This window comes from Janibacter limosus, assembly GCF_004295485.1.
Classification (GTDB): Bacteria; Actinomycetota; Actinomycetes; order Actinomycetales; family Dermatophilaceae; genus Janibacter; species Janibacter limosus_A.
In genome coordinates this window covers 214,560-226,562 of sequence record NZ_CP036164.1, presented here as the reverse complement: position 1 = coordinate 226,562, position 12,003 = coordinate 214,560, and the positions used below count along the sequence as shown (strand labels likewise).

General features: G+C 69.5%; 13 protein-coding genes. 8 read left to right on the top strand and 5 right to left on the bottom strand.

From position 1 onward, the window contains the following. Positions 1–151: 151 nt before the first annotated feature. From pntB to EXU32_RS01060, 4 genes are all read right to left on the bottom strand, one after another. Positions 152–1,600, bottom strand: a complete 1,449-nt coding sequence (gene pntB / locus EXU32_RS01070; protein WP_130628230.1) for a Re/Si-specific NAD(P)(+) transhydrogenase subunit beta — start codon at positions 1,598–1,600, stop codon at positions 152–154. 3 nt (positions 1,601–1,603) lie between these two features. Then, positions 1,604–3,130 (bottom strand): Re/Si-specific NAD(P)(+) transhydrogenase subunit alpha, encoded by a 1,527-nt coding sequence (locus EXU32_RS01065; RefSeq protein WP_130628229.1) that lies wholly within the window; start codon positions 3,128–3,130, stop codon positions 1,604–1,606. A 151-nt stretch (positions 3,131–3,281) separates the two neighbouring features. Continuing rightward, entirely contained in the window at positions 3,282–3,413 is a 132-nt protein-coding gene (locus tag EXU32_RS17590) for a hypothetical protein (RefSeq protein ID WP_278044454.1), read from the bottom strand. Positions 3,414–3,495: 82 nt separating this feature from the next. After that, on the bottom strand, positions 3,496–3,840 hold the full coding sequence (locus EXU32_RS01060; RefSeq protein ID WP_165399532.1) for a DUF4333 domain-containing protein: 345 nt from the start codon (positions 3,838–3,840) through the stop codon (positions 3,496–3,498). A gap of 58 nt (positions 3,841–3,898) precedes the next feature. Here EXU32_RS01060 and EXU32_RS01055 point away from each other — a divergent pair, with 58 nt between their 5' ends. Genes EXU32_RS01055 through EXU32_RS01045 form a run of 3 tightly spaced genes read left to right on the top strand, consistent with a single transcriptional unit; the run spans position 3,899 to position 5,897 of the window. Then, entirely contained in the window at positions 3,899–5,116 is a 1,218-nt protein-coding gene (locus EXU32_RS01055; RefSeq protein ID WP_130628227.1) for a pyridoxal phosphate-dependent aminotransferase, read from the top strand. Next, entirely contained in the window at positions 5,113–5,544 is a 432-nt protein-coding gene (locus EXU32_RS01050) for a fluoride efflux transporter FluC (protein ID WP_130628226.1), read from the top strand. Before EXU32_RS01055 ends, EXU32_RS01050 begins: the two co-directional genes overlap by 4 nt. Beyond that, positions 5,541–5,897: a fluoride efflux transporter FluC gene (locus EXU32_RS01045; RefSeq protein ID WP_130628225.1), complete on the top strand. Its 357-nt coding sequence runs from the start codon at positions 5,541–5,543 to the stop codon at positions 5,895–5,897. Before EXU32_RS01050 ends, EXU32_RS01045 begins: the two co-directional genes overlap by 4 nt. A 70-nt stretch (positions 5,898–5,967) precedes the next feature. Here the strand turns inward: EXU32_RS01045 and EXU32_RS01040 are convergent, their stop codons facing one another. Continuing rightward, on the bottom strand, positions 5,968–6,564 hold the full coding sequence (locus EXU32_RS01040; RefSeq protein ID WP_130628224.1) for a superoxide dismutase: 597 nt from the start codon (positions 6,562–6,564) through the stop codon (positions 5,968–5,970). Between the two features lie 122 nt (positions 6,565–6,686). Between EXU32_RS01040 and EXU32_RS01035 the strand changes: the two genes are divergently transcribed. The 5 genes from EXU32_RS01035 (at position 6,687) to EXU32_RS01015 (ending at position 11,995) form a co-directional block, all read left to right on the top strand. Beyond that, a complete protein-coding gene (locus EXU32_RS01035) occupies positions 6,687–7,190 on the top strand; it encodes a MarR family winged helix-turn-helix transcriptional regulator (protein ID WP_130628223.1) in 504 nt (167 codons plus the stop codon). 71 nt (positions 7,191–7,261) lie between these two features. Continuing rightward, positions 7,262–10,516, top strand: a complete 3,255-nt coding sequence (gene icmF, locus EXU32_RS01030; RefSeq protein WP_130628222.1) for a fused isobutyryl-CoA mutase/GTPase IcmF — start codon at positions 7,262–7,264, stop codon at positions 10,514–10,516. A gap of 21 nt (positions 10,517–10,537) precedes the next feature. Continuing rightward, entirely contained in the window at positions 10,538–10,903 is a 366-nt protein-coding gene (locus tag EXU32_RS01025; RefSeq protein WP_130628221.1) for a YidH family protein, read from the top strand. 7 nt (positions 10,904–10,910) lie between these two features. Further along, positions 10,911–11,237, top strand: a complete 327-nt coding sequence (locus EXU32_RS01020) for a DUF202 domain-containing protein (protein ID WP_130628220.1) — start codon at positions 10,911–10,913, stop codon at positions 11,235–11,237. After that, a complete protein-coding gene (locus EXU32_RS01015) occupies positions 11,237–11,995 on the top strand; it encodes a helical backbone metal receptor (RefSeq protein ID WP_130628219.1) in 759 nt (252 codons plus the stop codon). Before EXU32_RS01020 ends, EXU32_RS01015 begins: the two co-directional genes overlap by 1 nt. Positions 11,996–12,003: the final 8 nt, after the last annotated feature.

Sequence of the window (12,003 nt, the reverse complement as noted above, 5' to 3'; positions counted from 1 at the left end):
ACCTTAAGGAGATGCGGCTTTTGGGGGCATGACCTTAAGGAGATGCGGAGGTGGGGACGTACGACCTTGAGGAGATGCGGTTTTGGGGCCATGACGAAGGGCGGCGCTCACCCGATCGGGTGAGCGCCGCCCTTCGCGGTGCGGGTCGGTGTCAGAGCGCGCGGAGGATGTCCTCCACGCGGTCCTTGGCGTCACCGAAGAGCATCTGCGTGTTGTCCCGGAAGAAGAGCGGGTTCTGCACGCCCGCGTACCCGGTGGCCATGGAGCGCTTGAAGACGACCACGTCCTTGGCGTTCCACACCTCGAGCACCGGCATGCCGGCGATCGGGCTGGTCGGGTCCTCGGCAGCGGCCGGGTTGACCGTGTCGTTGGCCCCGATGACAAGCACGACATCGGTCTCCGGGAGGTCGTCGTTGATCTCGTCCATCTCGAGGACGATGTCATAGGGGACCTTGGCCTCGGCCAGGAGCACGTTCATGTGACCGGGCAGGCGGCCGGCGACCGGGTGGATGCCGAACCGGACGTCCACTCCCTTCGCCCGCAGCTTGGCGGTGAGGTCGGCGACCGGGTACTGCGCCTGGGCGACCGCCATGCCGTAGCCGGGGGTGATGACGACCGACGAGGCGTCCGCGAGGAGCTCCGCGACCGACTCGGCGTTGGTCTCGCGGTGCTCGCCGTGGTCCACGTCGCCGCTGGAGGCCGGTGCAGCCGCACCGAAGCCACCGGCGATGACGGAGATGAAGGAGCGGTTCATCGCCTTGCACATGATGTAGGACAGGAAGGCACCGGAGGAGCCGACGAGCGCACCCACGACGATGAGCAGGTCGTTGGAGAGCATGAAGCCCGCCGCGGCCGCCGCCCAGCCCGAGTAGCTGTTGAGCATCGAGATGACGACCGGCATGTCGCCGCCGCCGATGGAGGCGACGAGGTGCCAGCCGAAGAGCAGCGCGATGACCGTCATGATCACCAGCGGGAGCAGCGACGGGGAGATGACGAACCAGACGCACAGGGCGATCGAGACGAGCACGGCCAGCAGGTTGAGCCAGTGGCGCATCGGCAGCACGAGCGGAGCCGACTTCATCTTCTCGCTGAGCTTGAGGTAGGCCACGATCGAGCCGGTGAAGGTCACGGCGCCGATGAAGACGCCGACGAAGACCTCGCCGTTGTGGATGCCGACCATGTCGCTGGCCTCGAGGGCCTTGTGCGCGGCGACGGCCTCGGCCGAGTCCCCGTGCGCGCCGAGGAAGGAGTTGAACCCGACGAGCACGGCGGCCATACCCACGAAGGAGTGCATCATCGCGATGAGCTGGGGCATGCCGGTCATCTCGACGCGGCGGGCGATGCGCACGCCGAGCGCCCCACCGAGGGCCATGGTGATCACGAGGACACCCAGGCCCCACTTGCCGGCGCCGGTGGCCTCGCCACCGGAGTAGACGCCGTCGATGACGAGGGCGATCGTGGCGAGGAGGGCGATGGCCATGCCGGCCATGCCGAACCAGTTGCCGTGCTTGGCCGTCTCGTGCTTGCTGAGGCCGGCCAGGGACAGGATGAAGAGGAGCGCCGCGACGATGTAGGCGGCGGTGACGACGGTGGAGAGCACGACTCAGCCCTTCCGGAACATGTTGAGCATCCGGTTCGTGACCGTGAAGCCACCGAAGACGTTGATGCTGGCGAAGAAGATGGCAGCTGCGGCGATGACCTGGATCGCGAGGTTGGACGAGGTCACCTGCAGCAGTGCGCCGACGACGATGATCCCGGAGATCGCATTGGTCACCGACATCAGCGGCGTGTGCAGCGCGTGCGCGACATTGCCGATGACGTAGAAGCCGATGACCACGGCCAGCGCGAAGACGATGAAGTGCGACAGGAAGGCCGCGGGCATGAAGGCGGCGGCGATCAGGAAGAGCAGCGCCGCACCCCCGATGAGCCAGAACTTGCGGTTGGGGTCGACCGGCTTGGCCGGCTCCGCCTCGACGGGGGCTGCGGCCGGGGCCGCGGGCGCCGCCGAGACCTGCACGGGCGGCGGGGGCCAGAGCGTCTCGTCGGCCTGGGTCACGGTCATGCCGCGCACGACCGTGTCCTCCATGTCGAGGACGGGCTGGCCGTCCTTGTCCGGGGTGACCAGCTTGAGCAGGTTGACGATGTTGGTGCCGAAGAGCTGGCTGGCCTGCGTGGGCAGGCGACCGGCCAGGTCGGTGTAGCCGATGATCCGCACACCGTTGTCGGTGACGATCCGCTCGTCGGCGACGGACCCGGCGACATTGCCACCGGAGCCAGCGGCCATGTCGACGATGACCGAGCCGGGCTTCATCGAGGCGACCATCTCCTCGGTGATCAGGCGCGGCGCCTGACGTCCCGGGATGAGGGCCGTGGTGATGATGATGTCGACGTCCTTGGCCTGCTCCGCGTAGAGCTCGGCCGCCTTGCGGTTGAAGTCCTCGCCGGTCTCCTTGGCGTAGCCATCGGTCGACACCTCCTGCTCCACATCGATCTGGAGGAAGTCCGCGCCCATCGACTCGACCTGCTCGGCCACCTCGGGCCGCACGTCGAAGGCCCGCACGATGGCACCGAGGGACCCGGCGGCTCCGATGGCCGCCAGACCTGCGACGCCTGCACCGCAGACGAGGACCTTGGCCGGCGGGACCTTGCCCGCGGCCGTGACCTGTCCGGTGAAGAGGCCGCCGAACTCGTGAGCCGACTCGACCACCGCGCGGTATCCCGCGATGTTGGCCATGGAGGACAGCACGTCGAGGGACTGCGCGCGGGAGATGCGCGGCACGGCGTCCATCGCGAGCGCGGTCACGCCCTGGGCGCGCAGCGCCTCCACCTTGTCGGGGTTGAGGGCCGGGGCCAGCAGCGAGGCGAGGATCGCCCCCTTCTGCAGGAGCGGGACCTCCTCGTCGGAGGGCGCGTTGATCTTCGCGACCACGTCACTGGCCCAGACCTGCTCGGCGGGCTCGAGGGTCGCGCCGGCGTCGACATAGGCCTGGTCCGGGTAGGCCGCAGCCTCACCGGCGCCGGCCTCGACGACGACGTCGTATCCGAGCTTGATCAGCTGCTCGACTGTTTTGGGGGTCGCCGCGACGCGGGTTTCTCCGCGCTTCGACTCCTTGGGCACGCCAAGTCGCATCGTCACTCCTGGTCAGGGGTGGTGGGTGTGGTTGCAGGGCAACCTACGACAGTGCGCGCGGCGGCTGCTCACTTTGTGACGGGGATGATCATCACACGCCACAAGATGAGACGAGGCGGCGTCGATCGGCCGCGGCCGCTAGGGCGGCCACTCAGGGCTGCTGCGCCTCGTCGTCCTGGTGCGCAGGGCCGTCGTCGTCCTCGGCGAGCTCGCCCGACGCGAGGGCGGCCTCGCGCTCGGCCTCCTCGTCGTCCCAGACGGTGTGCGAAGGATCAGTGCTCACCTGTCCAGACTACGGGCACCACCGGCGTCGCCGCCCCGCAATTCGCACCCGCTCGACCACGGAGAGGTGAGGCCCTGCTCGCTCACGAGCTCGGGCTGGGGGTCACCTCGTCGTCGTTCTCGAAGTGCAGGCTGGCCGAGCCGTCGACGATCTCGGTGACCGTCACGGTCATCCCGATCGAGCTGCCGTCGGGGACCGACCAGGTGCATCTCGTCGTGCCGTCGACCTTCGCGGCGAGCGTCTCGGGGCAGTCGAGCGTGGACCCCTCGGGCATCTTGGGACCGATGAGGCGCTCGGCCTGGGCGGTGACGTCCGCGGGCATCACGGTCTGCGTGCTGCCTGCGTCGGGCCGGTCAGCGTCGGAGCCGCACCCGGCGAGGAGCGCGGCACTGGCCAGGACGAGTGATGCTGCGGGGGCGACACGCACGGCAGCCCTTTCGAGATGGTGGCCCGGACGCCCACACCGTACTGCGAGACTGGACCTCATGCGTCAGATCCGACAGAGCCGCAAGTTGAGGGATGTCCGCTACGACGTGCGGGGTCCGATCCTCGTCGAGGCCCAGCGCCTCGAGGCCGAGGGCCACAAGATCCTCAAGCTCAACATCGGCAACACCGCCCCCTTCGGCTTCGAGGCGCCCGAGGCGATCATCGCCGACATGACGCGGCACCTTCCCGATGCCCAGGGATATGTCGACAGCAAGGGCATCTACTCGGCCCGCACGGCCGTGGCGCAGTACTACCAGTCCCGCGGCCTCACCGAGACGACCGTCGAGGACGTCTACATCGGCAACGGCGTGTCCGAGCTCATCACGATGGTGCTGCAGGCCTTCGTCGACAACGGCAACGAGATCCTCGTCCCGGCTCCGGACTACCCCCTGTGGACCGGCGCGGTCTCGCTCGCGGGCGGCACCCCCGTGCACTACCGGTGCGACGAGGACAACGGGTGGAACCCCGACCTCGAGGACATCGAGTCCAAGATCACCGACAACACGCACGCGCTGGTCATCATCAACCCCAACAACCCGACGGGCGCCGTCTACTCGCCGGAGATCGTGCGCGGGCTGATCGACATCGCCCGGCGCCACGACCTCGTGGTCATGGCCGACGAGATCTACGAGAAGATCGTCTTCGACGACGCGGTGCACCACCATGCGGCGGAGTACGCGGCCGACGACGTCCTGTGCCTCACCTTCTCCGGGCTGTCCAAGGCGTACCGGGTCTGCGGCTACCGCGCCGGCTGGGTGATGATCTCGGGCCCCAAGCACCAGGCCGCCGACTTCCTCGAGGGTCTGACCCTGCTGGCCAACATGCGCATGTGCTCCAACGTCCCCGCCCAGCACGCGATCCAGACCGCGCTCGGCGGCTACCAGTCGATCAACGAGCTCATCGTCCCCGGCGGTCGCTACTACGACCAGGTCAAGCTCGCCGCGCGCCTGCTGAACGACATCCCCGGCGTCAGCTGCGTCGAGCCCCGGGGGGCGCTCTACTGCTTCCCGCGCCTCGACCCCGAGGTGTACCCGATCGAGGACGACGAGGCCTTCGTCATCGACCTGCTGCGGGCGAAGAAGATCCTCGTCACCCACGGCTCCGGCTTCAACTGGCCCGAGCCCGACCACTTCCGTCTCGTGGCGCTCCCCGACGAGGACGTCCTCACCGAGGCGATCGGCCGGATCGCCGAGTTCCTCGAGACCAAGCGGGCATGAGCCCGACCCCTCCACACCCGGGCGAGGGGGGGGGCCTCGCCGCCATCGCGGCCGGCGGGGCCATCGGGTCGCTGGGTCGGTGGGTTGTCGGGTCCTTCGCGTCGGGTGCCGTGTGGTCGACCCTGCTCGTCAACCTCACCGGGGCCTTCGCGATGGGGCTGCTCGTCACCTGGCTCGCCCGGCGCGGCGCACACCCGCTCGTCCGGCCCTTCCTCGCGGTCGGGCTGCTCGGCGGATGGACGACCTACTCCAGCTTCGCCCTCGACACCCACGGCCTGGCCGGTGACGGGCTGATCGGGCTCCTCGGCTACCTCGTCACGACCCTCGGTCTCGGGGTGGGCGCCGCGCTGCTCGGACTGGTGGTCGGCGACCGGCTCTGGCGCAGCGACGAGGTGGCCGACGAGGTCGTCGCGGAGGGCGAGCTGTGACCGCGCTGCTCGTGGCCCTCGGCGCCGCGCTCGGCGCGCTGTCCCGCCATCTGGTGACGAGCTCCCTTCGCCAGCATGGTGCGACCGCTGCCGGCGGGGTCCTGACGGTCAACGCGACCGGGTCGCTGCTCCTGGGCCTCGTGGCCGGGCACGCCTCCGGCACGGGTCCGGGCTGGCTGCTGCCCCTCGTCGGGGTCGGCTTCTGCGGCGCCTACACGACCTTCGCCACGCACGCGGTGGAGGTCGCCTCGGCGGCCCGGACGGGGCGCACCCGCCACGCGCTCGCCGACCTCGGCCTCAACCTCGTGCTCGGGGTCGCGCTGGTGTCCCTCGGCTGGGCGATCACGGCCTAGCCGGTCCACCCGGTCCATGACGAAGGGAGGGACCCACCGTCGTGGTGGGACCCTCCCTTCGCTGCCGTGCTCAGGCCTTCTTGGCGGCCTCGAGGCGCGCGGAGACGTCGTTCCAGTTGACGATGTCCCAGAGCTTCTCGATGTAGTCCGGCTTCACGTTCTTGTACTGCAGGTAGTACGCGTGCTCCCAGGCGTCGAAGGCCAGGAGCGGCGTCATGCCCGTCGCCACGTTGCCGTGGTGGTCGTAGACCTGCGTGACGAGCAGTCGCTCGCCGACGGGCTCCCAAGCCAGAACGCCCCAGCCCGAGCCCTGCGTGGTCTGCGTCGCGGCGGTCAGCTGCGCGCGGAACTTGTCGAAGGTGCCGAAGTGCTCGTCGATCGCGGTGCCGAGGGCGCCGTCGGGCTTGTCGCCACCGTCCGGGGAGAGGTTCTCCCAGAAGATCGAGTGCAGGACGTGGCCGGAGACGTTGAAGGCCAAGGTCTTCTCGAGGCCGACGAGGCCACCGAGCTGGTCCTTGTCGCGGGCCTCGGCCAGCTTCTCCAGCGTGTCGTTGGCGCCCTTGACGTAGGCGGCGTGGTGCTTGTCGTGGTGCAGCTCGAGGATCTCGCCGCTCATGGCGGGCTCGAGGGCTCCGTAGTCGTAGGAGAGGTCGGGAAGGGTGTACATGAAACCTCCGTGATTGCGAGTGTTGTGCACCTCCTACCCTTCCACGACGCGACGACACGGTCCATGAAAGGTCACCCTCACAACGGACCCACCCCATTCCTAGGACGTCCTACAATCTCCTCATGACCGACCGCGACCCCATTGCCGCAGCTCATGCCCAGTGGATCTCGCACGGCTGGTCCGACGCTGCCGACGGCATGGCGCTCGTGACATCCGTCGTGCGCGCGCAGCAGCTTCTCCACGAGCGCGTCGAGGCGACCCTGCGTCCGCACGGGCTGACCTTCGCCCGCTACGAGATCCTGCGGCTGCTCGCCTTCAGCCGGCAGCGCTCGATGCCGATGAGCCGTCTCGGCTCCCTGCTGCAGGTCCACGCGACCAGCGTGACGAGCGCCGTGGCGCGGCTCGAGACCCAGGGTCTCGTCGAGCGGCTGCGCCGCGAGTCCGACCGTCGCGTGGTCCTCGCCTCGCTCACGGCTGCCGGGGAGGAGCTGGTCGAGCGCGCCACCCGCGACCTCAACGAGCAGGTCTTCTCCTCCCCCGGCCTGGACCCCACCCAGGTCCGCGACGCCACCCGACTCCTGTCGGCCCTGCGGGCAACCCATGGAGATGTCGTCGGGGTGACGTGACTGGCGCGCAAATACTTGGATGTCCTAGCATTGATGCAAGACCCCACCGCACTTCGACGACGAGGTAGGCCATGACCCAGGCTCCGCAGCTGCACTCCCCGACCCACCCGGTCCGATTCGTCACGGCCTCCGCGCTGTTCGACGGCCACGACGCCTCGATCAACATCATGCGGCGGATCATGCAGAGCCAGGGCGCCGAGGTCATCCACCTGGGCCACAACCGCTCCGTCCAGGAGGTCGTCGACGCGGCGATCGAGGAGGACGTCCAGGGCGTTGCCGTCTCCTCCTACCAGGGCGGGCACGTCGAGTACTTCGAGTACCTCACCCAGCTGCTGCGCGAGCAGGGCGCTGGGCACATCAAGGTCTTCGGCGGGGGCGGCGGCGTCATCGTGCCCGAGGAGATCTCGCGGCTGCGCGAGGCCGGGGTGCGGATCTTCTCCCCAGAGGACGGCCAGCGGCTCGGCCTGCCCGGCATGATCAACACCCTCATCGCCGAGTGCGACACCGACGTCTGGGAGACCGCGCCGGTCTCCCTCGACGCGGTCCTCGCGGGCGAGCGCGCCGCGATCGCCCGCGCCATCTCGGGTGCCGAGCTCGGCCACCTCGACGAGACCTTCCTCGCTGGCATCGCGCAGGCGGCCAAGGCCTCCCACGCCCCCGTCCTGGGCCTCACGGGCACCGGCGGCTCCGGCAAGTCCTCTCTGACCGACGAGCTCGTGCGCCGCTTCCGCGTCGACCAGCAGGACAAGCTGCGCATCGCGGTCATCGCCGTCGACCCCACGCGACGCAAGGGTGGTGGCGCCCTCCTCGGCGACCGCATCCGGATGAACTCCCTCGGCGAGAGCACCGGGGGCGTCTCCCCCGTCTTCTTCCGGTCCCTGGCCACCCGTGGTGACCGCGAGGTCCCCGAGGCGATGCAGACGGTCATCGACATCACCAAGGCCGCCGGCTACGACCTCGTCATCATCGAGACCCCCGGCATCGGCCAGGGCGACGCCGCGATCGTCCCCTACGTCGACGTGCCGATGTACGTCATGACGCCGGAGTTCGGCGCGGCCAGCCAGCTGGAGAAGATCGACATGCTCGACTTCGCCGAGGTCGTCGCGATCAACAAGTTCGAGCGCCGCGGTGCGGCCGACGCGCTGCGCGACGTCGCCCGTCAGCTCGTGCGCAACCAGGAGGCCTTCGGCAAGCGTCCCGAGGAGATGCCGGTCTACGGCACCTCGGCCGCGACCTTCAACGACGACGGCGTCACCGCGCTCTACCAGCACCTGCGCGACCTGCTCGCCGACAAGGGCCTCGTCGTCGACGAGGGGCAGATCCCGCGCGTCGACACCAAGTACTCCACCCGCTTCGGTCAGATCGTCCCCGCCACCCGGGTGCGCTACCTCGCGGAGATCACCGAGACCGTGCGCGGCTACCACTCCCGCACCCAGCAGCTCGCCGAGGGAGCCCGCCGCGTGCAGCGCCTGGCGGCCGTCGACGACGAGCTGACCGCAGCGGGCAAGGACGGCCACGGCGTCGACGAGCTGCTCGACGCGGCACGCAAGGAGCTGCCGACCGAGGTGTCCGAGCAGATCGAGCGCTGGCCCTCGGTCGTCGAGTCCTACGCCGGCGACGAGCAGGTCGTCACCATCCGCGGCAAGGAGCTGCACACCAAGCTCACCAAGCAGTCGCTGTCGGGCAACAAGATCCCGCGGGTCGCCCTGCCCAAGCACACCGACCACGGCGACCTCGTCACCTACTGGCGCTCGGAGAACCTTCCGGGCTCCTTCCCCTACACCGCCGGCGTCTTCCCCTTCAAGCGTGACAACGAGGACCCGGCGCGCATGTTCGCCGGGGAGGGCGACCCCTTCCGCACCAACCGTCGCTTCAAGCTGCTGTCCGAGGGCCAGCCGGCCACCCGCCTGTCCACGGCCTTCGACTCGGTGACCCTCTACGGCCGCGACCCGGGCGAGCGTCCCGACATCTACGGCAAGGTCGGCACCTCCGGGGTCTCCGTCGCGACCCTCGACGACATGAAGGCGCTGTACGCCGGCTTCGACCTGCTCTCGCCGACGACCAGCGTCTCGATGACGATCAACGGACCCGCGCCGACGGTCCTCGCCTTCTTCCTCAACACCGCGATCGACCAGCAGGTCGACGCCTTCCGCGAGCGCGAGGGCCGCGAGCCCTCCGGCGCCGAGGCCGAGGAGCTGCGCGGTCACGCCCTGCAGAACGTGCGCGGCACGGTCCAGGCGGACATCCTCAAGGAGGACCAGGGGCAGAACACCTGCCTCTTCTCCACCGAGTTCTCGCTGCGGATGATGGCCGACATCCAGGAGTGGTTCATCGAGCAGGGGGTGCGCAACTTCTACTCGGTGAGCATCTCCGGCTACCACATCGCCGAGGCGGGGGCCAACCCCATCAGCCAGCTCGCCTTCACCCTGGCCAACGGCTTCACCTATGTCGAGGCCTACCTGGCGCGCGGCATGGACATCAACGACTTCGCGCCCAACCTGTCCTTCTTCTTCTCCTCCGGCATGGACCCGGAGTACTCCGTGCTCGGCCGCGTCGCCCGGCGCATCTGGGCCGTCGCGATGAAGGAGAAGTACGGCGCCAACGACCGCAGCCAGAAGCTGAAGTACCACATCCAGACCTCGGGCCGGTCGCTGCACGCGCAGGAGATGGACTTCAACGACATCCGTACCACGCTGCAGGCGCTCAACGCGCTCTACGACAACGCCAACAGCCTGCACACCAATGCCTACGACGAGGCCGTCACCACGCCCTCGACGGAGTCGGTGCGACGCGCCCTCGCGATCCAGCTGATCATCACCCGCGAGTGGGGGCTGTCGATGAACGAGAACCCTCTCCAGGGCAGCTACATCATCGACGAGCTCACGGACCTCGTCGAGGAGGCCGTCCTCACCGAGTTCGACCGGATCAACGACCGCGGCGGGGTCCTCGGCGCGATGGAGACCGGCTACCAGCGCGGCAAGATCCAGGACGAGTCGATGCTCTACGAGCACGGCAAGCACGACGGCTCGGTACCGATCATCGGCGTCAACACCTTCCTGCGCGAGGACGGCGCGAAGGGCGAGCCTGACGAGATCGAGCTGGCCCGCGCCACCGAGGACGAGAAGGTCTCGCAGCTGCAGCGGGTGCGCTCCTACCAGCAGACCCACCGCGAGGAGGCCGAGCAGGCCATCGAGAGCCTCAAGGAGGCCGCGACCACCGACGCCAACGTCTTCGCGGTCCTCATGGACGCCGCTCGCGTGTGCAGCCTGCAGCAGGTGACCGATGCCTTCTTCGAGGTCGGTGGCCAGTACCGGCGCAATGTCTGACACCTCGCTAGCGTGGGCCCTGTGAGCGACGATCGTTGGCCCGCGCAGGTCTATGGCGAGGGGGAGGACCCGGACTACCGCTTCTCCCTCGCCAACGAGCGCACCTTCCTCGCGTGGCTGCGCACGACCCTGGCCCTGCTGGCCGCCGGTGTCGCCGTCGACGTCCTCGACCTGGGGGTGCCCGACGGCTTCACCCGGGCGCTGGCGGCCATGCTGCTCGTCCTCGGCGCCATCTGCCCGGCACTCGCCTTCCTCAGGTGGGCGATGGCCGAGCGGGCCATGCGTCGGGGCGAGTCGCTCCCTTCGCTCGGAGTGGCCGCGGCCGTGATCACGGGCGTCATCCTGGTGGCGGCCGCAGTCCTGGCCGTCGTCGTCACGGGGTCGTGAGCACCGGATGAGCGAGCTCGCCGCGTCCGCCCCCCACGGAGCCCAGCCGGAGCGCACGGCTCTGTCCTGGCAGCGCACTGCGCTGGCCAGCGCCGGGGGCGCCGCGATCATCGCCCGCCACTCCGGGGAGACGCTGGGCCCGGCGGCCGTGGTCATCCTGCTCGCCACCCTGGCCCTCGCGGCCACCGCCTTCGTCCTGGGCCGGCAGCGGTACGCGACAGCCCCGGTCGAGCCGTCGCGACGACGTGACGGCCGGGCTCCCTTCGCCCTCGCGCTGGCCGTGGCGGCCATGGCCCTGACCGAGCTCCTCGCGCTGGCGGTGACGGTGTCCTGATGCTCCTCGACGATCTCGGCGCCCCAGTCGACCTCCCCTTCTCGCCCCAGCGAGTGGTCTCGCTCGTCCCGAGCCTCACCGAGGCCATCGCCGCGAGCTGCCCCGACGTCCTCGTCGGGGCCACCGACTGGTGCACCCACCCGGCCGACCTCGACGTCGCCCGGGTCCGCGGGACCAAGAACCCGAACCTCACGGCCATCCGCGAGCTCTCCCCCGACCTCGTCGTGGCCAACAAGGAGGAGAACCGCGAGCTCGACGTGCGACGGCTGCGCGAGCAGGGGGTCGCGGTGTGGGTCACCGACATCGAGGACGTGCCGACGTCGCTGCTCGCGATGCGCCGGCTCTTCGGCGAGGCGCTCGGTGTCACGACTCCGGACTGGCTGGAGCGCGCCGACGAGCTGTGGTCCGCTCCCCCGCCGGAGTCCCGAGGCCGGGTCGTCGTCCCGATCTGGCGCGACCCGTGGATGGCCGTCGGGCCGCGCACCTACACGACCGACCTGCTCATCCGGCTGGGCTGGACCAATGTCCTGACGGGACCCGACGCCGACCCGAGCGACCGGTACCCGCACGTCGAGCTCGACCAGATCGACCGCGACGACATCGACCTGGTGCTCCTGCCCGACGAGCCCTACGAGTTCACGGCTGACGACGGCCCCGAGGCCTTCACCCACGTACCCACCCAGCTCGTCAGCGGCCGACTGCTCACGTGGTACGGCCCGGCCATGGTCGAGGCCCACCGCGTCTTAGCCCCGCGCTGACATGACGA

Excerpts from the sequence above, each read along its gene's own strand:
- EXU32_RS01065 (WP_130628229.1), bottom strand. The coding sequence starts at position 3,130 with ATGCGACTTGGCGTGCCCAAGGAGTCGAAGCGCGGAGAAACCCGCGTC.
- EXU32_RS01055 (WP_130628227.1), top strand. The coding sequence starts at position 3,899 with ATGCGTCAGATCCGACAGAGCCGCAAGTTGAGGGATGTCCGCTACGAC.
- EXU32_RS01050 (WP_130628226.1), top strand. The coding sequence starts at position 5,113 with ATGAGCCCGACCCCTCCACACCCGGGCGAGGGGGGGGGCCTCGCCGCC.
- EXU32_RS01040 (WP_130628224.1), bottom strand. The coding sequence starts at position 6,564 with ATGTACACCCTTCCCGACCTCTCCTACGACTACGGAGCCCTCGAGCCC.
- EXU32_RS01035 (WP_130628223.1), top strand. The coding sequence starts at position 6,687 with ATGACCGACCGCGACCCCATTGCCGCAGCTCATGCCCAGTGGATCTCG.
- icmF (WP_130628222.1), top strand. The coding sequence starts at position 7,262 with ATGACCCAGGCTCCGCAGCTGCACTCCCCGACCCACCCGGTCCGATTC.
- EXU32_RS01020 (WP_130628220.1), top strand. The coding sequence starts at position 10,911 with ATGAGCGAGCTCGCCGCGTCCGCCCCCCACGGAGCCCAGCCGGAGCGC.
- EXU32_RS01015 (WP_130628219.1), top strand. The coding sequence starts at position 11,237 with ATGCTCCTCGACGATCTCGGCGCCCCAGTCGACCTCCCCTTCTCGCCC.